The organism is Azospirillum sp. UENF 111221 (assembly GCF_058780625.1).
The window spans coordinates 386,429-410,000 of record NZ_JBSNCH010000003.1; the positions used below are offsets into that span (position 1 = coordinate 386,429).

Genomic DNA, 23,572 nt, shown 5'->3' on the forward strand with positions numbered 1-23,572 from the left:
CTGCGGTATCGAACCGCCCGTTGCGGAAGCGGGTGTCGGGAAGTGAAACACCGCCCAAGCCTTCGGGGTTCCACGCACGCACCGCGCGAAATGGACAGTTTCTGCGATTGTGCTAAACTTTGCCGCGAACAAGTTGGTTCGGCCGGACCGGGGGGGGCGGCATGAGCGTTTTCAGCGTGGTGGCCGACGGTCAGGCCGGCCTTTTCCGCCTGCAGCAGGCCAGGAAACCCTGGGAGAAGGAACTGCAGGCCAAGGACGCCCACGGCCAGCTCGCCCAGAAGGCGGAGCGTGCGCAGGCGCTGACCCAGGCCGCGACCAAATGGCAGAGCGACCATGCCAGCGCCCAGGCGGCTCTGGAGGAGGCGAGGCGGGTCGGCGGGCCCAAGCAGGCGGCTGCCGCGCGGCTTGAGCAGGTCGAACGCAAGATCGAACAGTTGAAACTGGCGATGCGCTTTGCCCAGGGCGATCCGCAGAAGCTGGCGACCCTGGCGCGGGAAGCGACGCTGCTGGCGCGCGAGGCCGGGCGCGCCGCCAAGGAGTATGGGGCCGGCATCAAGGCCGCGGCGGAGTTGGGGTTGCCCGGCGATGCCACCGGCGGCGCCACGATGCTGTCGTCGGAGACGACGATCACCCGCACGACCACCAGCCTGACCCTGCAACAGACCGAGGTGACGCTGACCATCGGCTTCTCGACGGGGGACGGGGCGTCGGCCGCCGCCGGTTCCGCGGAAAGTACCGCCGACCTGATGGCGGCCGATGCCGGCGCCGATTCGGATGCGCAGTCGGCGGGGGCGGCGGAGATGCGGGACGGCAAGTTGCCCGCCGACATCGCCCGCCTGGTGGAGGATGTGCTGTCGGGCCTGGGCAATGGCGGGATGACCGGCGCCGTCCCGTCCGACACCGATCAGTCCGACACCGATCCATCAGGGGCCGATCAGTCCGACACCGATCCGGCCGCTCCTGGCCAGCCTGCCGGCAGTCACCCAGCCGCGGCGTCGGCCGGCACCGGCGGGCGAAGCGCGATGATTCAGCAGCTGATGTCCGACAACGCCTTGAAGATGTCGCGCTACCGCGAGGCGGACACCTTCGGCCAGCGGGTTGAGGGGGTGCTTGCCACCTCCAAGCGCATCATCGGCGAGGCGAAGGCCGCCAACATGCTGGACGAGTCGGAAAAGCGTCGGCGCGAGCGGCGGGAAGGCTTCAAGGCCGACGACAAGATGGTCGAAGCCGCCCAGAAGGAGGTCAACGCCCTGCGCGCCGCGGCGCTCGGGTCGGCCAAGGAGCTTGGGCAGGCGGTCGGGGCCAGCGGGGCGCCCGATAACGCTGCCGATGGGGCAGATGGCGCGGCCCTGTCGACGGCCGCCGCTTCGGCCAACCAGCCGGCAACGGTGCTGAATATGCTGGCGTGAGCGCGGCCGGCCCGGTGCCGGCCGCCTGCTACCATTTCTCCATACGCTGCGGTGCGACATTGTGTTGACCGGGTCAATCGGAAGACGCGATAACCGATGACAAAGACTCCCGGAGAGGAGTCTGCGAACCGAGCGCAAGAGAATGGGACACGCAACGAGATGAGCAACTGGATCCGCCGTGGCGGCCTCGAAATCGCCCGCCCGCTGTACGACTTCATCAATGACGAGGCGCTGCCGGGAACCGGTGTCGACGCCGACCGTCTCTGGACCGGCCTCGACCAGCTCCTGCACGAGTTGGCGCCGCGCAATAAGGCTCTGCTGGACAAACGCGACAGCCTGCAGGCGCAGATCGACGGGTGGCACACCGCCCGTCGCGGCAAGCTCTTCGATCAGGCCGACTACGAGTCCTTCCTGCGCGAGATCGGCTATCTGGTGCCGGAGGGCGGCGACTTCGCGGTCGGCACCGGCAATGTCGATCCGGAGATCGCCTATCTCGCCGGCCCGCAGCTGGTGGTCCCGATCACCAACGCCCGCTATGCCCTGAACGCCGCCAACGCGCGCTGGGGCAGCCTGTACGACGCGCTGTACGGCACCGACGCCATCCCCGGCACCCCGGCGGCCGGCGGCTATGACGCCGCCCGCGGCGCGCAGGTGATCGCCTGGGCCCGCAAGTTCCTCGACGACAGCGTTCCGCTGGCCGACGCCAGCCATGTCGATGCCGTCGGCTATGCCGTCGAGGGCGACGCGCTGGCGGTGACCCTGAAGGACGGGCGCAAGACCGGCTTGAAGGACAAGGCCGCCTTCGTCGGCTGGCAGGGCGAGGCCTCGGCGCCGTCGGCCGTGCTGCTGGTCCAGAACGGCACCCACATCGAGATCCGCATCGACCGCAGCAGCGTGATCGGCAAGGACGATGCCGCCGGTGTCGCCGACGTCGTGCTGGAAGCGGCGCTGTCGACCATCCAGGACTGCGAGGATTCCGTCGCCGCCGTGGATGCGGAGGACAAGGTCGTCGCTTACCGCAACTGGCTGGGCCTGATGAAGGGCACGCTGGAGGCCAGCTTCCCCAAGGGCGACAGAACCGTCGTCCGCAAGCTGAACCCGGATCGCACCTACACCACGCCGACCGGCAGCGTCACCCTGCATGGCCGCAGCCTGCTGCTGGTCCGCAACGTCGGCCATCTGATGACCATCGACATGGTCAAGTTGGCCGACGGCAGCGAGGCGCCGGAAGGCATCCTCGACGGCGTCTTCACCTCGCTGATCGCCCTGCACGATCTGAAGGCTGAGGGGGGCTTGCGCAACAGCCGCGCCGGCTCGGTCTACATCGTGAAGCCGAAGATGCACGGGCCGGAAGAGGTCGCCTTCGCCGACGAGCTGTTCGGCCGCGTCGAGGATCTGCTGGGCATGGCCCGCAACACCCTCAAGGTCGGCATCATGGACGAGGAGCGCCGCACCAGCGTCAACCTCAAGGAGTGCATCCGCGCCGCCAAGGACCGGGTGGTGTTCATCAACACCGGCTTCCTCGACCGCACCGGCGACGAGATCCACACCTCGATGGAGGCCGGCCCGGTTGTCCGCAAGGCGGCGATGAAGGCCACCAAGTGGATCTCCGCCTATGAGGACAACAATGTCGATGTCGGGCTGCGCGCCGGGCTGAAGGGCCGCGCCCAGATCGGCAAGGGCATGTGGGCGATGCCCGACCTGATGGCCGACATGCTGGTCGCCAAGATCGGCCATCCGAAGGCCGGCGCCAACACCGCCTGGGTGCCGTCGCCGACCGCCGCCACCCTGCACGCCACCCACTATCACGCGGTGAATGTGGCCGAGGTGCAGGACCAGCTGGCCAAGCGGCAGGCCGCAGCATTGTCCGACATCCTGACCATCCCGCTGGCCGACCGCCCCAACTGGTCGGAGGACGAGGTCCGGCAGGAGCTGGAGAACAACGCCCAGGGCATCCTCGGCTATGTGGTGCGCTGGATCGACCAGGGCGTCGGCTGCTCCAAGGTGCCGGACATCCACGATGTCGGGCTGATGGAAGACCGCGCCACCCTGCGCATCTCCAGCCAGCATATCGCCAACTGGCTGCACCACGGCATCTGCACCGAGGCCCAGGTGATGGAGGTCATGAAGCGCATGGCCGCCGTCGTCGACAAGCAGAATGCCGGCGACCCGCTGTACAAGCCGATGGCCGGCAACTTCGACGGCAGCATCGCCTTCCAGGCCGCCTGCGATCTGGTGTTCAAGGGCCGCGTCCAGCCGAACGGCTACACCGAGCCGGTGCTGCATGCGCGCCGCCGTCAGGTGAAGGCGGCCGGCTGAGGCCGGTCTTCGCTGCGGGGGGCGTCGCTCCCCGCAGCACTTATTTCGAGTGGCCGATTTCCAGAACCCGCACCGCCACCTGCTTGGTGTAGGGGCTGGCGGCGAAATACTCGTAGCGGACCGCATTCTCCGCGACGAATTCCTGGAACGCCCGGTACTCGTCGTCGCGCCAGCTGCGGTTGCCGATATACTCGTCGAAGACGATGATCGTTCCCGGCCGCACCCGGTCCGCCAGCGCGGTCAGCACGGTGCGGGCCGAGGCGTAGATGTCGCTGTCGACATTGACCAAGCGCACCGGTCCCGGATGGGCGGCGAGGAAGGGCGGCAGGCTGTCCTCGAACCACCCAACATGCAGCCGGGCGTTGTCACGCACCGGCGGCAGCTGGCTGCCGGTGGTCAGCACGCCGCGGGGGGAGTTGACCCAGCCCTCCGGCAGGCCCTCGAACGAATCGAAGCCGTGGACCTCCTGGCCCGCCGCGTCGGCAATGTGGTCGAGCGAGGTTCCGCGCCGGACGCCGAACTCCAGCACCAGACCGGGCGTGGCGGCGCATGCGACCGCATGACGCAGCAGCCGGCCGCTGTTGCCGAACAGCCGGAAGTCGGCGGAGAGCTTCGGCAGCAGCGCCTTGACCCCGTCCGGCAGTGGGCGGCGCTTCGGATTGTCGCCGACCTCCGCCTGCTCCACCGCGTCGGCCTCGGCATCCCGGCCAAGCAGCCGCAGGGTGGCGGCGAGATAGCCCCAGTATTTGCCGGCGGCACCGCCGCAGCGGGTGGCGCGGCGCAGCCGGCGCAGGGACTCGTCGGGGCCATGGTCGTGCAGGGCCTGGGCATGGCTGCCGAACCAGCCTGCGGCGTGCTCGGGATCGTCGGCCAGCAGCGCGTTGAAATGGGCCAGCGCCTCCCCGTCACGCCCGAGATAGGCCGCGGCGGTGGCGGCCTCGAAGCGGATGTCGGGGGAGAGGTCGCCGGCGGCCAGCGCCTCGCGCGTCACGGCAATCGCGTCGGTGTAGCGGGCGTCGCGGCGCAACGCTCCGGCCAGCGCCGCCGTCAGGTCGGGGCGTCCGGGGGTGACGCGCAGGGCGCGCTCCAGCAGGGTGACGGCCGGGAAGGGGGCGTTGTCGGCCTGATGGGCCCTGGCGAGAAGCGCCAGCCGGTCGGCGTCTCCGGGGCTGTCGGCCAAGACCCGGCGCAGGCAGGCGATGGCGGCGGCCGGACCGCGATGGCCGAGATGGGCCAATCCCAGCAGATGAAGCCGCTCGGTCCCGGAGGACGAGGGGGCGCCGCGGAGCAGGCGCAGGGCGGGGCGGTAACGGCGCGCGTTGATCAGGGCGCGCGCCTCGTCCAGTACGGTATCAGCGGTCGAAAATGACTCGTCGTCAGGGCAGCCTGCGGAAGGTCCAGACCGACGCCGGGGGCAGGTTCCGGGCGATCCAGGCATGGCGCCGCGGCTTCAGCCGCAGCCGCCGGATCAGTTCCGGATTGACCGGGGCGAAGGGACCGTAGGTGAATTGCACGAAAACGCCGTCGGGCGCCAGCACGGAAAAGGCGCCGCGCACGATCCGCGCCTGCACCGACAGCGGCATGGCGATCAGCGGCAGGCCGGAGACCACCGCGTCGCAGCTCTCCCAGCCATGGGCCCGGACGATGCGGTGCACCCGCGTCGCGTCGCCGCGCACCACCGTGGCGCTGGGGTGCAGCATCGACAGATGATCGGCGAAGGCGGGGTCGAGTTCCACCATCAGCAGATTGTCGGGCGTGACGCCATGGGCCAGCAGCGCCGAGGTGACGGGACCGGTGCCCGGCCCCAGCTCCACCACCCGCCGCGTGGGGCTGCACTGGGCGGCCTTCGCCATCGCCCGGCACAGTTCAGGTCCACTTGGAGTTACCGATGCGACCTTCAGTGGTGAGCGAATCCAGCGCTCGACAAAAAGCTTGCGCTCAGCAAGTGACATCGATCGACCTCCCAACAGACGCCCGATCAAATCCTCGGCTCTGCGTAACCCCTTTCTACTAAGTTACGTTTCATTGCGCCAGCCGAATGGATTTTGAACGATCGTTTAACAAAACGATTAAACTTGTGTGTCTGTTTGTTAACAGTTCGCCAATAGGATTGTATGTGTACGGCGCTGTGGCGGGCCGCCCTTTCGGTTGGGAACCATTCCGGGGAAGGGACCGGACGCTTGCCGCGCCAGTGAAGCCGGGCCAACCGGCACCTTAAGCCCGTACGGGAGGAGCACAACCTTGAATAGATTGCTTCTGCGCCACAAGATACCCGGCGCGGTGGTCGGGTCGGCGGTGCTGACGGCGGTGCTGCTTGGCAGCTTCGCCTATTCCGCGGCCACCGACCGTCTGCGCACCGCGGCACAGGACAAGCTGGTGGCGCTGGCGGATGCCCGCGCCGCCAGCGTCCAGTCCTATCTGGAAGGGTTGGAGGGCGACATCGTCCTCACCGCCAACACGCGCTCGATGCGGGACGCGGCGGTGGCGCTGGGCAATGGCTGGAGGATCGAGGGCGACCGCGGCGACCCCGGCACCCTGCTGCGCAAGCGCTATGTCGACGACAACCCCAACCCGCCGGCCGAGCGCTACAAGATGGAGAAGCCGGAGGGCAGCACCATGTACGACATGGCGCATCTCAGGCTCCATTCCTGGATGACCGACCTGATGCTGCGCCGCGGGCTGGCCGACGTCCTGCTGCTGTCGCAGGATGGAACCGTCCTCTACAGCGCCGCGAAGGGCGGCGACTTCGGCAAGCCGGCCGCCGACGGTCCGCTTGCCGCGCTGGCCAACTCGGTAAAGCGCGATCCCAAGCCGGACGAGGCCCGCACCGCCGATTTCAGCGCCTATGCGCCGGCCGGCGGCGCCCCGTCGGCCTTCCTCGCGACGCCGGTGGCGCTGCGCCAGCCGGATGGCAGCGTGCAGATGCTGGCGACCCTGGTTTTCCGCATCGAGCCGAGCGGGCTCGACCGCATCATGCGCGCCACCGGCGGGATGGGGGACAGCGGCGACACCTTCCTGGTCGGCGAGGACGGCAAGCTGCGCAGCACGCCGCGATTTGCGACGGGGCCGGCGGTGCTGAAGCCCTATGAGGGCGGCGCCATGGGCGTCATCAGGAACGATGCCGACCACACCGGCGTGGTCGAGGCGGCCAACATCTCCGGCGACCGTCCCGCCCTGACCGCCTATCGCCCGATGACGCACAACGGCGTCCAGTGGCTGGTGCTGGCGGAGGCCGGCGTCGACGAGATTCTGGCGCCGGTCAAGTCGATGCGCGACAACATGATCGGCGCCGGGGCGGCTCTGCTGCTGGTCATCTGCCTGGGCGGCATGCTGTTCGCCCGCGGCATCACCCGCCCGCTGTCGTCGATGTGCGATGCCATGCAGCGGCTGGCCCAGGGCGAGCGTGCGCTGGCCGTGCCGGCGCAGGACCGCCATGACGAGATCGGCCGGATGGCCGGGGCCATGCAGGTCTTCAAGGAGGCGCTGATCAAGGCCGACGACCTTCATGCCGAACAGGAGCGGGTCCGCGCGCTGCGCGAGGAACGCACCCGCCAGCTGGAACGGGTGACCGATGGGTTCGATGCGCGGGTCGGCGGCATCGTCCGCGCGGTGGCCAGCGCCGCCGGCGGGCTGGAGGCGACGGCCAGATCGATGAGCGACGGCGCCGACCGCACTTTGCACGAGGCGACCAGCGTCGCCGCGGCTGCCGACCAGACGGCGAGCAATGTCGGGACGGTGGCCTCGGCGGCCAACCAGCTGCGCGCCTCCATCGGCGACATCGGCCGCCACATCGAGGAGTCGGGCCGGATCACCCAGGCCGCCATCGGCGCCGCCGCGCAGGCCGGCGAAACCATGCGCGCCGTGGTGGAGACCGCCGGCCGCATCGGCACCGTCGTTCAGTTGATCCACGACATCGCGGCGCAGACCAACCTGCTGGCGCTGAACGCCACCATCGAGGCGGCACGGGCGGGGGAGGCGGGCAAGGGCTTCGCCGTCGTCGCCAACGAGGTCAAGCATCTGGCCGCGCAGACCGCCAAGGCCACCGACGAGATCGGCAGCCAGATCGGCACCATGCAGTCGGTGACGGACGGTGCCGCGGCCTCCATCGGCCAGATCGCGACGGTGATCGAGGACATGGGCCGCATCTCCAGCATCGTCGCCGGCGCCATCGAGGAGCAGGGCACCGCGACGATGGACATCGCCGCCAACGCCGAACAGGCCGCCAAGGCGACGCAATCGGTCACCGCGATCATAGACGGGGTGGCGCGGTCCGCCGACACGACCAAGACGGTTGCCGGCGAGGTGCTGGTCTCGTCCCAGGATCTGACCCGGCAGGCCGGGCATCTCCGGACGGAGATCGAGCGCTTCCTGGCCGACATCAAGGCCGCGTGAGGGACCGGCCCTGCCGGCGGCAGCGAAGCCGGCGGGGCCTGTTCTCCTTTTCTTCTCACTGTGCCGTTGACAGAGCCGCAACGGCCGGGGCACCGTTGCGGGGCCGGAAGGACCGGGAACCAGGGGACCAGACCAGGACATGCCGACGCTCGCACCCGATCACTCGGATCTGTTCGACGATACGGGCAAGCCGCCCCGGCTGCTGGAACTCGATGTCGCCAGGATCATGCGCAACCCGAGCATGCCGCGCCGCCATTTCGACCCGCAGGACATGCAGGGGCTGGCCAACTCGATCGCGCATTACGGGCTGAAGCAGCCGGTGCTGGTGCAGGAGGTCGTGGGCGGCCATCGCCTGGTCGCCGGGGAGCGGCGGCTGCGGGCGCATGAGATGCTGGGGCTGGCGACCATCTATGCGCTGGTCACCTCCGGCAATCCGGACGAGCTGACGCTGGTGGAGAATGTCCAGCGCGTCGACCTCGACGCGCTGGAACTGGCGGAGGCGCTGGCGCGGCTGATCGACCGCTTCGGCTACACCCAGGAACAGCTGGGCCGCATCATCGGCAAGAGCCAGAGCAACGTCAGCCACACATTGCGGCTGAACAGCCTGCCGGAGACGATCAAGCAGGAATATGCCGCCGCCCACCATGACGTGTCCCGCTCCACCCTGATCGAAATCGCCTGGATCAAGGATCTGGACGAGCAGATCGCCCTGTGGGAGCAGGTGAAGGCCGGCGACGGGACGGTGCAGGCGGCCCGCAGCCGCAAGGACGCCGCCAAGGAACCGTCACTGCGCACCATGTCGGCGGTCGGCCGCTTCCTCGACGCGCTGCGCCGCGCCACCGCCCGGCTGGGCGATCCGCGTGAGCACCGCGCCTATGTCGACGACATGCAGCGCCGTGAACTGATCAGCCTGCGCCGGCGCATCGACCTGCTGCTGGGCGACGATCCGTCGGTCGATTGACGGCGGGATCCGCCGTGAAAAGCGCAACTCCACCTTTCGGTGGAGTTGCGCCGTCGAACTCCCGTTACGGACGGTTGGGATAGAGGCCCACGGTGGCGATGCAGACGGTCTGTCCGATTGCTGGCGACTGGGTGCTGACCTTCTGGGTCGCACCGGCTGCGGCGGGGGCGACCGCCACTGTGCCGCCGGTGATGCCGGTGTTCGGGACGGTGATGCTGCCGCTGGCCGTGCCCGCCACTTTGGCGCCGGTGCCCGGACCGGTGGTGTTGTACGGCCCCGTCAGCGTGATGCCACTGCCGCCATCGTCCAAGACGGTGCCGCCGAGATAGACGGTGCCCGAGGTGGGAGCCGACACCGGGGTGCCGCCGGTGGTGATGGGAACGCTCACGGTGCCGGTGAACGGAACCGTGGTCGAGCCCCCCGACCCGCCGCCGGTGCCGGTGAAAGTTGCGGTGTGGGTATGCGGTTGCAGCGGGACCTGCGCCGCCGAAAGCAGCAGTTCCTGCTGGCCGACCTTGGCGCCGATGTTGATGGTCGCCAGGCCGGGGCCGGTGCCGGAACCGATGGCGGCACGGCCGCGCAGGTCGGGGACGGCGAAGAGATCGGCATTGTTGCCGCCGTAGCGATAGCCGATCAGCGCGAACAGCGCTTGGTTCTCCCGGACGGCCAAGGTCCGGCCGTCGGCCGTGACATAGCCCTGCGGGCACCAATCGAAGGAGTAGGTGCAGATCGTGCCGATATAGGGTTCGACGTTACACGCGACGGCCGGCGCGCTGAAGAGCGCCATGCCGCTCGCAATGGCAAAACCGGCGGAGAGTAACATCTTTCTCATGATAAGTCCTTTTGCGCTCGGATTGCTTTAAGAGATATTTTTGCTACCGATGAGGATAAAAAGTGATGATTGTCGTGCATATTCGCGCATATCCGATGGAGACATTCAAATTGAAATTATAAAAATTGCGTGCTCATAACTTTTTCGCGAAAATAGCGCGAATCATGGTCTTGAAAGTTGTGTCTTATCGAAAAATTGGAGCCTTCAGGCAGGCGCACGGCTCCAAGGCCACCCCCATAAGGGACGGGCAGCCATCTCCGACGCCTGAAGGCGCGAAGGAGAGCAGACGCGCTACAGGACTTGCGTGTTCAGCCTGACTGCCCGAGTTCCGAATCGGAAGATTTCCGACTGTGCGACGGTTAATCGTTCAGGAACGGGTTGTACAGCCGCTCCTCGCCGAAGCTCGACATCGGTCCGTGGCCGGGGATGAAGGCGATGTCGTCGCCGTAGGGGAACAGCTTGTCGCGGATCGAGGCGATCAGGTCGCCGTGGTTGCCCTTGGGGAAGTCGGTGCGGCCGACGGAGCCCTGGAACAGCACGTCGCCGACGATGGCGAGCTTCGACGGCACATGGACGAACACGACATGGCCGGGTGTGTGGCCGGGGCAGTGGCGCACCTCCAGCGTCTGGTTGCCGACGGTCACCGTGTCGCCCTCCTCCAGCCAGCGGCCGGGGGTGAAGGAGCGCACCGGCGGGAAGCCGAACATCTGGCTCTGCATCGGCATGCCGTCGATCCAGAACTGGTCGTCGCGGTGCGGGCCCTCGATGGGCAGCGTCAGCTTGTCGGCCAGGTCGGCGACGGCGCCGGCATGGTCGATGTGGCCATGGGTGACGAGGATCTTCTCCAGCGTCACGCCCTTCGCCTTCACGGCGGCCAGGATGCGGTCAAGGTCGCCGCCGGGATCGATGGCGGCACCCTTCATCGTCTCGGGGCACCAGAGCACCGTGCAGTTCTGCTGGAACGGGGTGACCGGAACGATGGCGTACTGCATGGCCTGACCTTCGGTTCTGCGGGAAAATGGCGGAATGATCCTATGGGCGGGGTGACCTTAACGCGCCCGCGACGGATGCCGCAAACCATTCGCGCGTCAATTCGATTCCGATTTTCTGCGATCCGATCTAAGGTCCGCGGGTTCCGGCCGCAAGTTACGCCCTGGGGTGGAATAACGGACCGGTACGAAATGTTAACCACCGAAGCTTTAGATCGGGGCGGACCACCCAACCGCCGCCGCCATAATACGGATTCCGCCGGAATGCTGTCGCAGAAAGCCAAATACGCGTTGCGTGCCCTGATCATGCTGGCGGAGAAGGACAATGGCGACCTGATCCTGATCGCCGACATTGCGGAGCGCGAGAACATCCCGCGCAAGTTCCTGGAAGCGATCCTGGTCGAGTTGCGCAAGGAAGGCATCCTGTTCGCCAAGCGCGGCAAGAGCGGCGGCTACCGGCTTGCCCGCCCGGCCGCGGAGATCACCTTCGGCGAGGTGATCCGCCTGATCGACGGCCATCTGGCGCCGATTCCCTGCGCCAGCAAGGCGTCCTTCCGGCCGTGCGAGGATTGCATCGATACCGAGACCTGCTCGGTGCGCTGGCTGATGGTCCAGGTCCGCGACGCCACCGCCGCCGTGCTCGACAACCAGACGCTGGCCGACGCCCTGCGTCATCGCCAGTCCACCGGCACCATCGCCGCCAATTTCGACATCTGACGCTCTCCGCTCCGCAGGGGCCGGCCCGCCTGAAATCGCATTTGAGGCGGCGACCGGCCGCCCTTATGGTTGGGCGACCAAAGGATTGGGAGGAATGAGCATGTCCGACGAAAAGGTTGCCGTCATCACCGCCGGCGGCAGCGGCATGGGTGCGGCCTCGGCGCGCCGGCTGGCGGCCGACGGCTTCAAGGTCGCGATCCTGTCCTCCTCCGGCAAGGGCGAGGCTCTGGCCGGGGAGTTGGGCGGCATCGGGGTGACCGGGTCGAACCAGTCGAACGACGATCTGAAGCGGCTGGTCGATGCGACGATGGAGCGCTGGGGCCGCATCGACGCGCTGGTCAACAGCGCCGGCCATGGTCCGCGCGGCGCCCTGCTGGAGATCAGCGACGAGGACTGGCACCGCGGCATCGAGGTCTATTTCCTCAACGTCGTGCGGGCGGTCCGGCTGGTGGCGCCGATCATGGTCGGGCAGAAGGGCGGCTCCATCGTCAACATCTCCACCGCCTGGGCGTTCGAGCCGAGCGCCATGTTCCCGACCTCCGCCGTCGCGCGGGCCGGTCTGGCCGCCTACACCAAGCTCTTCGCCGAGCAGTATGCGGCGGAGAATGTGCGGATGAACAACGTCCTGCCGGGCTGGATCGACAGCCTGCCCGCGACCGAGGAGCGGCGCCAGAGCGTGCCGATGCAGCGCTACGGCAGCAGCGAGGAGATCGCCGCCACGGTGGCCTTCCTGGCCTCGCCGGGCGCCGGCTACATCACCGGCCAGAACATCCGGGTCGATGGCGGGCTGACGCGGTCGGTGTGATCGGGGGTGGCCCGACCTGGGACAGCGGAAACGAAAAAGGGCCGGCGAAATGCCGGCCCTTCTTTCTTGGGAAGCTCCCGCCAGCTCAGTCGGCGAACGGGTCCGTCATCAGGATGGTGTCGTCGCGTTCCGGGCTGGTCGACAGCAGGGCGACCGGGGCCTGGATCAGCTCCTCGATGTGGCGGACATACTTGACCGCCTGGGCCGGCAGCTCCGCCCAGGAGCGGGCTCCGCGGGTGGTGTCCTTCCAGCCTTCGAAGGTCTCGTAGATCGGCTCGACGCGGGCCTGGGAGCCGGCGTTCGACGGGTAATAGTCGAGTTCCTGGCCATCCAGGCGGTAGCCGACGCAGACCTTGATCTCGTCGAAGCCGTCCAGAACGTCGAGCTTGGTCAGGGCGATGCCGTCGATGCCGCCGGTCTTGACCGCCTGGCGGACCATGACGGCGTCGAACCAGCCGCAGCGGCGCTTGCGCCCGGTGACGACGCCGAACTCCTTGCCCTTCTGGCCGATCAGCTCGCCGATCTCGTCCTTCAGCTCGGTCGGGAAGGGGCCGGAGCCGACGCGGGTGGTGTAGGCCTTGCAGATGCCCAGCACATAGCCGACGGCGCGCGGGCCCATGCCGCTGCCGGCGGCGGCGTTGCCGGCCACCGTGTTGGAGGAGGTGACGTACGGGTAGGTGCCGTGGTCGATGTCCAGCATCGTGCCCTGGGCGCCCTCGAACAGGATGCGCTTGCCGGCGCGGCGCAACTCGTCCAGCTGCTTCCAGACGACGGCGGCGTAGGGCAGGACCTGCGGGGCGATCTCGCGCAGCGGCTCCAGGATGTCGGCCGGGGTCATCTCCGGCGCGCCCAGCGCGCGGAACAGCGCGTTGTGGTGGGCGAGCAGGGCGTCGACCTTCTCCACCAGCACGGCGTCGTCGGTCAGGTCGCACAGGCGGATGGCGCGGCGGGCGACCTTGTCCTCATAGGCCGGGCCGATGCCGCGGCCGGTGGTGCCGATCTTGCCGGCGCCCTTGGCCTCTTCGCGCGCCTTGTCGAGTGCGCTGTGCACCGGCAGGATCAGCGGCACGTTCTCGGCGACGATCAGGTTTTCCGGGTTGACGGTGACGCCCTTTTCCTTGATCGCGTTGACTTCGCGGATGAAGGCCCAGGGGTCGAAGACGACGCCGTTGCCGATGACCGACAGCTTGCTCTGGCGCACCACGCCGGACGGCAGCAGGCTCAGCTTGTATTCGACGCCGTTGATCACCAGCGTGTGGCCGGCGTTGTGACCGCCCTGGAAGCGCACCACCACATCGGCCCGGCTGGACAGCCAGTCGACGATCTTGCCCTTGCCCTCGTCGCCCCACTGGGCGCCGACCACCGCAACGTTGGCCATCTCTCGTCTCCGCAAAACTTCAAAAAGGAACCGCTCAGCCTCCCGATCCACCGCAGGGTACCATCCGCGCGGCGTGGGGGCCCGTTCACCCTGAACCCAACTCGCTTGAACCCAACTTCCGTGAACGCAAGTCGTTTGAACCCAGGGTCACCCGACCGGCTTGACGTCCCCGCCAACCAGCCAATGGCCGCAATGGAGCCGTCTGGCTTCCGCGGCCGCATCGGCCACCGGGGCAAGCCCGGCGACCGTCACCCATCCGTCGGCCCGCAGCCTGCGCGCCGTTTCCCAGCCGCTGCCATGCGGCACATAGACCCGGCCCGGGGCCTTGGCCGCCGGAACCGCGCGCAGCAGCGTATCCATGTACAGCGTGAAGCCGGTCGCCGGCTCGCCGCGGTCTTCCCCTGGGCGCCGGCGCGGTAGCGCCCGCCCTGGCCCAGCTCGCCCGCGGCGCGGGAGAACAGGGTGAAGCTGAGGCCGGTCTGGTACTCGAAGCCGCGATGCTCCACCAGATCGATGGTCACCGTCAGGTCCGGCATCGCCGCGCGCAGCAGGGCCAGCGTGTCGGTCAGCCGGCGGCGGTCCTTCTCGGCCCCCTCCGGCAGCGGCAGGGCGGCCAGCGCCTGCATGGCGCGGTCGGCGGGACCGGACGCGCTCATCAGCGTTTCCAGCAGCGAGGCGGCAGGGCCGCCGACGGCCGCCACGGCAGCCGAAGTCCTTGCGGTCGAGTGCGGCGCGCAGCTGCCGGATCTCGTCCTCGCCCAGCCCTAGGCCGGCGCAGATGCGCGACACCATGGTCGGCACGCAGAGATCGACCGACAGGTGCGGCACGCCGATGGCGGTCAGCGCCTGGACGGCAAGCAGGACCACCTCGGCATCGGCCTCGGCCTCCAGCGCGCCGATCAGCTCGACGCCGACCTGGGTGAACTGGCGTTCGGGGCGCAGCTGCGATCCCTTCACCCGCAGCACCTGGCCCGCGTAGCACAGGCGCAGCGGCCGGGCCTCGTTCTTCAGGCGGGTGGTGGCGATGCGGGCGATCTGGGGGGTGATGTCGGCGCGGACCGCCATCATCCGCTGCGAATGCGGGTCCATCAGCCGGAAGGTCTGCTTGGACATCGCGGCACCGGGGCCGGAGAGCAGGTTCTCTTCGAACTCGACCAGCGGCGGATCGACGCGGCGGTAGCCCTGCGCGGCGAATTCCGCCAGCAGGCGTTCGACGGCGGCCGCCTCATGCGCCGCTTCGGACGGCAGCACGTCGTGCAGTCCGGCGGGAAGCAGGGCGGAGCTCAGTGCGTCGGCGGGCATGACCAGCGTGTCTCGTTGCAGGCAGGGAAAGGGATGCCGCGGCTGATGTCGGGCACACGGGGCGGGCTAATACCCGACCCCCGCGCCGCATGCAAACGGAAAAGCCCCGCACCGTGGCGGTATCTCCCCTGCGCGTGCGAATCCGCAGGCTGTGGCCGGACAAAGTGTCGCCGCCGGCGGCGGTCCGGGCAAGTGCGAGAGGCGGGCGGGGAGGGGGTCAGCCGGCGTCGGCGGGGCCGGCATCCTCGTCGAGCGGGAACGCCGTGTCGCTATCCGGCGCCATCGGCGTGACGACGGCGAAGCTGCTGCCGTCGTTCTTCGGGCGCAGCACCGTCAGGGGGCTGCCGACCACCAGGAAATGGATGATCTCGGCGATGTTGGTGGCGTGGTCGCCGATGCGCTCCAGATTCTTCGCCATGAACAGCAGATGCGTGCAGGGCGTGATGTTGCGCGGGTCCTCCATCATGTAGGTGAGGACCTCGCGGAACAGGCTGGTGTAGAGGTCGTCCAGCTCCTCGTCGCGCTCCCAGGCGGCGATGGCCTTGTCGACGTCGCGCTCGATATAGGCGTCGAGCACCTCCTTCAGGATCGCCTCGACCAGCCGGCCCATGCGCGGGATGCCGGCGGCCGGCCGCACCACCGGCACCTGGGCCAGCGCCAGCGACCGCTTGGCGACGTTGGCGGCATAGTCGCCGATGCGCTCCAGATCGGCCGAGACCTTCAGGGCCGAGACGATCTCGCGCAGGTCCTGGGCCATCGGCTGGCGCAGCGCCAGCAGCCGCACCGCCTCGGCGTCGATGTCGCGCTCGTAGGCGTCGAGCCGGGCATCGGCCTGCATCACCTGGGAGGCCAGCCCGACGTCGCGGCGGGTCACCGCCTTCACCGCGGCCTCCACCTGGGCTTCCGCCACGCCGCCCATCTGGGTGACGAGGTTGGACAGACGCTGCAATTCCTGCGCGAAGGAGCGGACGATGTGTTCGGTACCCATGTTCGGTCGCGACGCTCCAATGATGTCCGTCCCATCCGGCGGGACCCGGAAGGCCGCCACGCGCGGGAGGTGTATATTAGCCGGTGGTCATGACGGCGTTGTGGCGGGAGTATTTCACTTTCTTGACAATAGGATGTCGCCGGGATGACGGGAATTTACCGGCGGCATCGCTGTGATCGGAAGCGGCGGCGGCGTATTGGATTTGAAGTACCCCGGTAACTTCGTTAAAGGAAACAGCAGCTATAGTGATGCCGTCCGTAGGGGGTACAGCCCCCTGCACTGACCGGGAGGCCGTTTTTCCATGTCCGTCGCCATGTCCGTTGCCATGTCCGTCGCGTTTCAGATGCCCGTCCGCTCCGCCGTTGCCGGAACCCTGCTTCTGCTGGCTGCATCGCCGCTGGCGCTCGCCGCGGATCCGGCTCCGGCCCCGGCCGCACCCACCGCATTGGTTGAGGATGTGTCGGACGGCGTCGACGGCGTGCAGCCGATGGACTATCTGGCGGCAGGCCGCACGCTCACGTTGAAGGCCGGGCAGACGCTGACGCTGAGCTATCTGGAATCCTGCGTCAACGAGACGATCACCGGCGGTTCGGTGACGGTCGGCGCCCGCGAATCGGCGGTGCAGGGCGGCAGCATCGACCGCCACACGCTGCCCTGCGACGGCGGCAAGCTGCTGCTGGCTTCCAACGAGGCAGGAAAGGCGGGGGTGACCGTCTTCCGCAGCGCCCCCATCGCCCTGGCGGGCATGAAGGCGCCGCTGCCCAAGCCGGACCTGACCCTGTTCAAGACCCATCCGGTGCTGATCCTGTCGGCGCCCGGCCCGGTCACCATCGACCGGCTGGACGTGCAGGGCATCGCGCTGAGCACGGTCAATGTTCCCGGCACCACGCTGGACACCGCCAAGAGCGGCGCCGGGCTGGAACCGGGCGGGCTCTACAAGATCGCCGCCGGGCAGAAGTCCTTCACCGTGAAGATCGACGAGAAGGCCGCGGCCGGCGGCGGTCCGGCGCTCGGCCGGCTGATCCGCTTCTGAGCGGCGGGCGCGGCCGTTGAACGCGATAAGGCTGCCCCGGCGCGCCCGGCTGGTCCTGCTCGGCGCGGTGGCGCCGGCGGTCGCGTCGCTTCTGGTGCTGGCGGCCTCGTCCATGCTGCAGGGGCCGTCGATCGACAGCCTCTATTGGTTGCGGGAGCGGGTGCATGGTCCCCGGCCGGCCCCCGACCCCTCGCCGGTGGTGGTGGTCGGCATCGACGAGGAGACCTACCGCCGCCCGCCGTTCGCCGGCACGCCGCAGGCGCTGTGGGGGCCGCGGCTGGGCACCGTCCTCGGTGCCCTGCTGGATGGCGGGGCGGCGGCCATCGGCCTCGACCTCGTCCACCCGACCTCGGTCGAGACGCTGATCCCGGGCTTCGAGCGCGATTACCTGCTGACGCTCCGCCGCGGCGGCAAAGAGGGGCGGCTGGTGCTGGCCAAGGTCCAGCATCAAAGCGACCCGCTGATGCCCTACCGCGGCTATACGATCGCCGCCGGGGTGAACAATGTCCGCTCGGTCAATCTGGTGGAGGATGCCGACGGCGTGCTGCGCCGGGTTCCGCTGACGCTGTCCGTCGCCGGACCCGACGGCCAGCCGAAGGCCGAGCCCGGCATGGCGGTCGAGGTCGCCTCCCGCGCGCTGAAGGCGCCGCTGGAGCGGGGGGCCGACGGCTCGGCCACGCTGGCCGGCTACCGGGTGCCGGGCGGGGAGGGCAACCGGCTGCTGGTCAACCACGCCACCGCCGCCGGGGCCATCCCGACCTATTCGCTGGCCGACCTCCATGCCTGCGCCGAAGCCGGCAAGGCCGACTTCTTCGCCAGGCACTTCAAGGGCAAGGCGGTGATGGTCGGCACCGTGTTGGATGTCGAGGACCGCAAGCTGTCCTCCAACCGCTGGGTCACCAAGCCGGAGGGGATGAACCTTCCCGAACGCTGCACCCTGCCGGTGATGAGCGAGCTGTATGTCGCCGGCCGCACCCGCGACAGCATTCCCGGCGTCTACATCCACGCCGCCGCCATCTCCAACCTGATGGCGCACGACGCGCTGGAGGAAACCGGCCGGCCGGCCGCCGCTGCCCTGGTCCTGCTGCTGGCCGGTCTGGCCGCGGTGGTGACGCTGGCGACCCGGCCAGCGGTGGCCGCGGCCGGGCTGCTCCTGCTGCTGGCGGGGTGGAGCGGGGTGGCGGTGCAGGCCTTCCAGGGCGGGCTGGTGCTGCCCTACCTGCAGGCGGCGCTGGCGGCGCTTCTGGTCTTCCCGCTGGCGCTCGGCTTCCGTTTCGCCGTGCTCGACCGTGACCAGCGGCACATCCGCAACGCCTTCAAGCTCTACCTGCCCGGATCGCTGATCGACGACATGATCGCGTCGGGCCAGTCGCCCAGCCTGGGCGGGGAAGAGCGCGACCTGTCCATCCTGTTCTGCGACATCGCCGGTTTCACCAGGATGTCGGAGGGGATGGAGCCGGAAGCGCTGGTCGCCGTGCTGAACCGCTATTTCACGGTGATGACCGACATCATCGAGGCGCATGGCGGCTTCGTCGACAAATACATCGGCGATGCCGTGCTGGCGGTGTTCGGCGCCCCCTATGCCATCGACAACCATGCCCGCGCCGCGGTGTCGGCCGCGCTGGCGATGCGTCAGGCGATGGCGGACGACCCGACCCTGCTGGCGACGGCCAGCGGGCGCGGCTCCAACCGCACCGGCATCGCCACCGGTCCGGCGCTGATCGGCAACATCGGCTCGCCGCGCCGCTTCAACTACACGGTGATGGGCGACACGGTGAATCTGGCCTCGCGGCTGGAGGGCGCCAACAAATACTACAACTCCGTGCTGATGGTCAGCGGCGAGACCGTGCGCAACCATGGCGACCCGGAGGCCTTCCGCGCGCTCGACATCGTGCAGGTCGTCGGCCGCAGCGAACCGGTCGAGGTGTTCGAGCCGCTGTCCGAGGCCCGCCGTGCCGATCCCGAGGACCGCGCCCAGCGCGCCGCCTACGCCTCCGCCCTGGACCATTGGCGCGCCGGCCGGTTCGAGGCCGCCGCCGCCGGGTTCCGCGCGCTGGTGGCCGTCGACGGTGCGGCACTGGCGATGCTGCACAAGGCCGAAAAGCGCATCGGACAAACGGCCGGTCCGGACTGGGCCGGCGTGACCGCCCTAACCGACAAATAGCTTTGCGACGACGATCCGTGTCCCGAACCGCCAATTCCGCCATGCTCATTTCCGCGCCTCCCGGCCTCCGGCGGCTCGTCCGCCTGTCCGCCCTGTTGCTGGCCGGTGCAGCCGCTCCGTTGCCGGCGCTGGCCCAGGCGGTACCGCCGGTGCTGCCGCCGTCGCTCGATCCCAACCGGCTGGAGCAGCGCTTCGAGCGTCCGGCCGTGCCGCAATCCTCGCCGGAGATCGAGATGCCGGCGCCGGAGAAGGCACCGCCGCCGCGCGATGCCGAACGCATCTCCTTGACGCTGACCGAGATCCGCATCGACGGCAACAGCGTCTATGACGGCGACAGCCTGTCGGCCCTGTGGCGCGACAAGCTGGGCAAGCCGGTGACGCTGGCCGATCTCTATGCCATCCGCGACGCCATCACCGCGCGCTACCGCAACGACGGCTATGTGCTGTCCCAGGCGGTGGTGCCGGCCCAGCGAATCCGCGACGGCGTGGTCCGCCTGCAGGTGGTGGAGGGATATGTCGACGAGGTGGTCGTCCAGGGCGAGGCAAAGGACCGGCTCGGCCTGCTGCGGCAGTTGGGGGAGAAGATCAAGGCCTCCCGCCCGCTGCGCATGGCCGACATGGAGCGCTACGTCCTGCTGGCCGACGATCTGCCCGGCGTCGCGGTGAAGACGGTGCTGGAGGCGTCGCCCGACACCCCCGGTGCCTCGCGCCTGACCCTGGCGCTGGAGCGCACGCCCTTCAACGGCTTCCTGTCGCTGGACAACCGCGGCACCCGCTCCATCGGCCCGATGCAGCTGACCGGCCTCGCCACCGTCGAGGATCAGCTCGGCCTGTTCGAGCGGACCACTGCGCAGGGCATCGTCACCCCACAGATCCGCGAACTGCGCTTCTTCGACGTCGGGCAGCTGGTGCCGGTGGATGCCGAGGGCACGACGGTGGAGTATGGCGTCCGCCGATCCTGGTCGCAGCCCGGCGACAGCGTGCGGCCGCTCGACCTGTACAGCCTGACCACCTCCGCCCGGGTGGCGGTGTCGCATCCCTTCATCCGCAGCCGGTCGGAAACCCTGCGCGCCGGCCTCAGCGTCACCATCCGCGACAGCCGCACCGACGTGCTGGGCGCCGAGCTGTCGCAGGATCGGCTGCGCATTGTCGCCGCCAACATCTCCTACGATTTCGCCGACGGCTGGGGCGGCTCGAACCTGCTGACGGCGGAGCTGTCCAAGGGGCTCGACATCCTCAACGCCACGGAATCCGGCAGCGCCAACCTGACCCGCAGTGGCGGGCGCAGCGATTTCCGCAAGCTGCTGCTGTCGGCCCAGCGCAACCAGCCCCTGACCGACCAACTGATCCTCGCCCTGTCCGGCGAGGCGCAATACAGCCCGGACCAGCTGCTGTCGTCGGAGGAATACGGGCTTGGCGGCAAGCAGTATGGCCGCGCCTTCGACCCCTCGGAAATCACCGGCGACAGCGGCTTCGCCGGCCGGGCGGAGCTGCAATACATCCTTCCGGTCCAGGAGGACGGGCTGGATTACGCGGTCGCCTATGGCTTCGGCGATTATGGCGCGGTTTACAATTACGAAGGTGGCACGCGCCATGGCCGCCGGTCCCTCGCCTCGACCGGCGTCGGCCTGCGCTTCGGCGTTTTCCAGCGCATCGATGCCAGCGTGGAACTGGCCAAGCCGTTCATCACCACGCCGTTCAGCACGCAGGACCGCGCCCCGCGAGCTTTCTTCACACTTTCCACCAGATTCTGAGGCGGTCCGCCTCCGAACCAAGCCGGTTCCAACCCGATGTCCAACGACCGCCGCGCGGCCGGCCTGTTACGGCCAACCGGCGGCGGCAAGCGCCTGCGTAGGCGGTATCGTCAGATCAGCTCGACCCGCTGGGCGACCGGCGCATCCTCCGACCCGACGGCCAGATAGCGCACGTCCTCGCCATCGGCGACGATGTCCAGGCCGGACTGGCGCAGGGTGGCACGGTCGAAATAGACGGTGGCGCCGTCTTCCCACGGCTCGATCAGGCCGGACTGGCTGTCCAGATTGTACCAGCGCACCGTCCCATAGGCCATCGTGGCCGGACCGGCGGGCTCGGCATGGCGCTCGCGCCGTTCGCGCTGCGGCTTCGGCGGACGGACGAAGCCCTCGCCGCCATCCTCAGGCTGCGGACCCTGTCCGGCGGCCTGGCCGGCCGGCTGCCCCATCGGCTGGCCCATGGGCTGGGACGCCGAGGCGGTGGCGCGCGGCGGGCGCTGGTTGCGGGCACGCGGGGCGGGCGGGGTTTCCGGCGGCGTGGCGGAGTGAATGGCGACGACCTGGGGCCCCTTGGCGCCCTGGGCCAGATCGCAGACGACCGTCGTGCCCTCGACCGGGTTGGGCAGGGAGGCGGCGGCCAGGACCGAAGCGTGCAAGAAAGCCTCGCCGGAGCCATCGGCAAGGCGGACGAACCCAAAACCCTTTTCCGGCTTGAACCACTTTACCGTCGCGGTGACGTTCGTCGCGGTGACGTTCTTCAACTCTTCGCTCAAGACAGGTCCCTTTCACGTCCTGTAGCCGGGGGAGGGGCGGCCCTGACGCTGAACTGGGCGCGGCACCGCTGTATGACCAAGAACAAGACCCCGGCGTCGGTCAGCTTATCATAAAATTCCAGAAAATGGCCAGTCCAGTGATGCCCTGTAACGTGGCGGCGACTGTCGACATCACATGCCGGTCGAGCGATGCTCGTAATGCGCGAACCTGAATAGCGACAGCTTGTCCATAAAGAATGTTCAGTTTCACAATTAATGCCGGATCACATCGCCACCAATTCGTGGCTGTTCATCGCATCCCATAATACCGTTCTTGCAGAGCCCTCCTGTCCATCAGAGGTACTAAGGCCGTAAATAAAATTTTAACTAAAAAATTCGACTCATGCCTCCATCAGAACGGAGGAATGACTTATGACGACCACCGACCAGGCCGCTTTTTTCGTGTCCACCAAGGGCAATGACAGCTGGTCCGGGCGGCTCGCCGCTCCCAACGCCGCCGGCACCGACGGTCCCTTCGCCAGCCTCGAGAAGGCGCGTGACGCGATGCGGGCGGGCGATGTCGACACCACCTATGTTCGTGGCGGCACCTATCGCCTCAACAAGACCTTGACACTCGACTCGCACGACGACGGCCACAGCATCCTTGCCTACGGGAAAGAGACGCCGATCCTCAGCGGCGGAGAGCGGGTGACCGGTTTCACTTATGAAGGCAAAGGCCTCTACTCCGCCAAGCTCGCATCGGCCAACGGCCTGGATGTCAGCATCGGCGGCGTGCGCCAGCATGCGGCGCAGACCGGCGATTTCGATCCCGCGGAGGCGGCCACCAGCGGCTGGCATGTGCTGAAGGCCAATTCGACCGGCGCCAGCAAGACCAGCTTCAACTTTTCGACCGGCGACATCCCGTCGGGCCTGAAGCCCCATGACGGCCTGGTCGTCCAGACATTCGACACGGAACGGCTGAGGGACGACATCTCGCAGGTGAAGTCGATCGACCAGTATCACCACACGGTGACGCTCGACGACTCGGCCTCCTACGCGCTGCGCACCGGCGGCACCTATCGGGTGATGAACGACGCCTCGCTGATCCGCGACGCCGGTGAATTCGGCTGGCGCGCCGGCGACGGCAAGCTGGTGGTGAAGCCGGAACATGCCGCCAGCTTCCAATCGGACGGCGTCGTCGTCGCCCGGCTTGGCACGCTGATCAAGTCCAGCAATGCCAGCAATGTCAGCATCGAAGGGCTGACCTTCTCCGACACCCGCTATGACGGTGCTGCGCTGTCGATGCAGGGCGGGCATGGCAACTCGGTCGGCGGCAATCACTTCGTCAATGTCGGGACCGCGGTCTCGCTCGACGCCACCGACAACAGCCGCATCGCCGGCAACCACATGGAGCAGCTGGGCGACACCGGCGTTTCGATGATCCATGCCGCCGACGGCAACCGCATCTACGCCAACACCATCGAGCATATCGGCCAGATCACCAAGGGCGGGGCCGGCATCGGCGCCGTCGGCAGCAGCAACAGCATGGTCAGCAACAACGACATCACCGACGCCCCACGGTATGGCGTGTCGTTCAAGGAATGGGACGACGGCCAGCTGAACCGCAACAACACCGTCCAGTTCAACAAGATCCACCATGTCGGGCAGGAGACCGCCGACGGCGGCGGCATCGAGATGCTCGGCCGCTCGGCCAAGGACATGGGCTCGGTCATCCGCGGCAACGAGGTGATCGACACCGGCGGTCTCGCCACCGACGGCA

General features: G+C 68.4%; 17 protein-coding genes and 1 pseudogene (1 of these 18 only partly in view). 10 read left to right on the forward strand and 8 right to left on the reverse strand.

Annotated elements, in window-relative coordinates; genetic code table 11:
- Positions 1-161 precede the first annotated feature (161 nt).
- Positions 162-1,409, forward strand: coding sequence for a hypothetical protein (locus ACWPN3_RS10050; RefSeq protein ID WP_492243165.1), 1,248 nt, complete (start codon positions 162-164; stop codon positions 1,407-1,409).
- A 159-nt stretch (positions 1,410-1,568) separates the two neighbouring features.
- Positions 1,569-3,728, forward strand: coding sequence for a malate synthase G (locus tag ACWPN3_RS10055; protein ID WP_492243166.1), 2,160 nt, complete (start codon positions 1,569-1,571; stop codon positions 3,726-3,728).
- A 40-nt stretch (positions 3,729-3,768) separates the two neighbouring features.
- Here ACWPN3_RS10055 and ACWPN3_RS10060 read toward each other — a convergent pair whose 3' ends face one another.
- Positions 3,769-5,166, reverse strand: a complete 1,398-nt coding sequence (locus ACWPN3_RS10060; protein ID WP_492261315.1) for a class I SAM-dependent methyltransferase — start codon at positions 5,164-5,166, stop codon at positions 3,769-3,771.
- Positions 5,105-5,581: a class I SAM-dependent methyltransferase gene (locus ACWPN3_RS10065; protein WP_109451857.1), complete on the reverse strand. Its 477-nt coding sequence runs from the start codon at positions 5,579-5,581 to the stop codon at positions 5,105-5,107. Before ACWPN3_RS10065 ends, ACWPN3_RS10060 begins: the two co-directional genes overlap by 62 nt.
- Positions 5,582-5,969: 388 nt before the next feature.
- On the opposite strand from ACWPN3_RS10065, the gene ACWPN3_RS10070 reads away from it, so the two are divergent.
- Together ACWPN3_RS10070 and ACWPN3_RS10075 are read left to right on the forward strand one after the other, a co-directional pair.
- Positions 5,970-8,120, forward strand: coding sequence for a methyl-accepting chemotaxis protein (locus ACWPN3_RS10070; protein WP_492261316.1), 2,151 nt, complete (start codon positions 5,970-5,972; stop codon positions 8,118-8,120).
- A 139-nt stretch (positions 8,121-8,259) separates the two neighbouring features.
- Complete coding sequence (locus ACWPN3_RS10075; protein ID WP_492261317.1) at positions 8,260-9,081, forward strand: ParB/RepB/Spo0J family partition protein; 822 nt, start codon at positions 8,260-8,262, stop codon at positions 9,079-9,081.
- Between the two features lie 64 nt (positions 9,082-9,145).
- On the opposite strand, the gene ACWPN3_RS10080 is transcribed toward ACWPN3_RS10075, so the two are convergent.
- Entirely contained in the window at positions 9,146-9,913 is a 768-nt protein-coding gene (locus ACWPN3_RS10080; protein WP_492243169.1) for a phage tail protein, read from the reverse strand.
- A gap of 359 nt (positions 9,914-10,272) precedes the next feature.
- Positions 10,273-10,905 carry an MBL fold metallo-hydrolase gene (locus tag ACWPN3_RS10085; RefSeq protein WP_109451442.1) on the reverse strand — a complete coding sequence of 211 codons (633 nt, stop codon included), beginning with the start codon at positions 10,903-10,905 and terminating at the stop codon, positions 10,273-10,275.
- Between the two features lie 261 nt (positions 10,906-11,166).
- Here ACWPN3_RS10085 and ACWPN3_RS10090 point away from each other — a divergent pair, with 261 nt between their 5' ends.
- Together ACWPN3_RS10090 and ACWPN3_RS10095 are read left to right on the forward strand one after the other, a co-directional pair.
- On the forward strand, positions 11,167-11,619 hold the full coding sequence (locus ACWPN3_RS10090) for an RrF2 family transcriptional regulator (protein ID WP_098738201.1): 453 nt from the start codon (positions 11,167-11,169) through the stop codon (positions 11,617-11,619).
- A gap of 100 nt (positions 11,620-11,719) precedes the next feature.
- The gene (locus tag ACWPN3_RS10095) at positions 11,720-12,424 is read left to right on the forward strand and encodes an SDR family oxidoreductase (RefSeq protein ID WP_109453261.1); all 705 of its coding nucleotides are present in this window, start codon (positions 11,720-11,722) and stop codon (positions 12,422-12,424) included.
- A gap of 85 nt (positions 12,425-12,509) precedes the next feature.
- Here the strand turns inward: ACWPN3_RS10095 and ACWPN3_RS10100 are convergent, their stop codons facing one another.
- The 3 genes and pseudogenes from ACWPN3_RS10100 to phoU form a co-directional block, all read right to left on the reverse strand.
- Positions 12,510-13,802 (reverse strand): adenylosuccinate synthase, encoded by a 1,293-nt coding sequence (locus ACWPN3_RS10100; protein WP_109451440.1) that lies wholly within the window; start codon positions 13,800-13,802, stop codon positions 12,510-12,512.
- Positions 13,803-13,949: 147 nt separating this feature from the next.
- Positions 13,950-15,104, reverse strand: a pseudogene (locus ACWPN3_RS10105) (ATP phosphoribosyltransferase regulatory subunit).
- 217 nt (positions 15,105-15,321) lie between these two features.
- Positions 15,322-16,092, reverse strand: coding sequence for a phosphate signaling complex protein PhoU (phoU, locus tag ACWPN3_RS10110; RefSeq protein ID WP_109451432.1), 771 nt, complete (start codon positions 16,090-16,092; stop codon positions 15,322-15,324).
- A gap of 301 nt (positions 16,093-16,393) precedes the next feature.
- Between phoU and ACWPN3_RS10115 the strand changes: the two genes are divergently transcribed.
- The 3 genes from ACWPN3_RS10115 to ACWPN3_RS10125 are packed head-to-tail and all read left to right on the forward strand — an operon-like array spanning position 16,394 to position 21,043.
- Positions 16,394-17,125 (forward strand): hypothetical protein, encoded by a 732-nt coding sequence (locus ACWPN3_RS10115; protein ID WP_492261318.1) that lies wholly within the window; start codon positions 16,394-16,396, stop codon positions 17,123-17,125.
- A gap of 16 nt (positions 17,126-17,141) precedes the next feature.
- On the forward strand, positions 17,142-19,289 hold the full coding sequence (locus ACWPN3_RS10120) for a CHASE2 domain-containing protein (RefSeq protein WP_492243171.1): 2,148 nt from the start codon (positions 17,142-17,144) through the stop codon (positions 19,287-19,289).
- Positions 19,290-19,330: 41 nt separating this feature from the next.
- Positions 19,331-21,043, forward strand: coding sequence for a ShlB/FhaC/HecB family hemolysin secretion/activation protein (locus ACWPN3_RS10125; protein ID WP_492243172.1), 1,713 nt, complete (start codon positions 19,331-19,333; stop codon positions 21,041-21,043).
- Between the two features lie 110 nt (positions 21,044-21,153).
- Here the strand turns inward: ACWPN3_RS10125 and ACWPN3_RS10130 are convergent, their stop codons facing one another.
- Positions 21,154-21,813, reverse strand: a complete 660-nt coding sequence (locus tag ACWPN3_RS10130) for a cold-shock protein (RefSeq protein ID WP_492243173.1) — start codon at positions 21,811-21,813, stop codon at positions 21,154-21,156.
- A 411-nt stretch (positions 21,814-22,224) separates the two neighbouring features.
- On the opposite strand from ACWPN3_RS10130, the gene ACWPN3_RS10135 reads away from it, so the two are divergent.
- Positions 22,225-23,572: the 5' portion of a right-handed parallel beta-helix repeat-containing protein gene (locus ACWPN3_RS10135; protein ID WP_492261319.1), read on the forward strand. 533 nt of this gene lie beyond the right edge of the window; 1,348 of the gene's 1,881 nt are visible here — the first part of the coding sequence; the start codon lies at positions 22,225-22,227; its stop codon lies beyond the right edge, outside the window.

Coding starts and splice junctions, on each gene's coding strand:
- ACWPN3_RS10065 (WP_109451857.1), bottom strand. CDS start 5,581: ATGGCGAAGGCCGCCCAGTGCAGCCCCACGCGGCGGGTGGTGGAGCTG.
- ACWPN3_RS10115 (WP_492261318.1), top strand. CDS start 16,394: ATGTCCGTCGCCATGTCCGTTGCCATGTCCGTCGCGTTTCAGATGCCC.
- ACWPN3_RS10075 (WP_492261317.1), top strand. CDS start 8,260: ATGCCGACGCTCGCACCCGATCACTCGGATCTGTTCGACGATACGGGC.
- phoU (WP_109451432.1), bottom strand. CDS start 16,092: ATGGGTACCGAACACATCGTCCGCTCCTTCGCGCAGGAATTGCAGCGT.
- ACWPN3_RS10100 (WP_109451440.1), bottom strand. CDS start 13,802: ATGGCCAACGTTGCGGTGGTCGGCGCCCAGTGGGGCGACGAGGGCAAG.
- ACWPN3_RS10050 (WP_492243165.1), top strand. CDS start 162: ATGAGCGTTTTCAGCGTGGTGGCCGACGGTCAGGCCGGCCTTTTCCGC.
- ACWPN3_RS10085 (WP_109451442.1), bottom strand. CDS start 10,905: ATGCAGTACGCCATCGTTCCGGTCACCCCGTTCCAGCAGAACTGCACG.
- ACWPN3_RS10080 (WP_492243169.1), bottom strand. CDS start 9,913: ATGAGAAAGATGTTACTCTCCGCCGGTTTTGCCATTGCGAGCGGCATG.
- ACWPN3_RS10095 (WP_109453261.1), top strand. CDS start 11,720: ATGTCCGACGAAAAGGTTGCCGTCATCACCGCCGGCGGCAGCGGCATG.
- ACWPN3_RS10055 (WP_492243166.1), top strand. CDS start 1,569: ATGAGCAACTGGATCCGCCGTGGCGGCCTCGAAATCGCCCGCCCGCTG.
- ACWPN3_RS10125 (WP_492243172.1), top strand. CDS start 19,331: ATGCTCATTTCCGCGCCTCCCGGCCTCCGGCGGCTCGTCCGCCTGTCC.
- ACWPN3_RS10060 (WP_492261315.1), bottom strand. CDS start 5,166: ATGCCTGGATCGCCCGGAACCTGCCCCCGGCGTCGGTCTGGACCTTCC.
- ACWPN3_RS10090 (WP_098738201.1), top strand. CDS start 11,167: ATGCTGTCGCAGAAAGCCAAATACGCGTTGCGTGCCCTGATCATGCTG.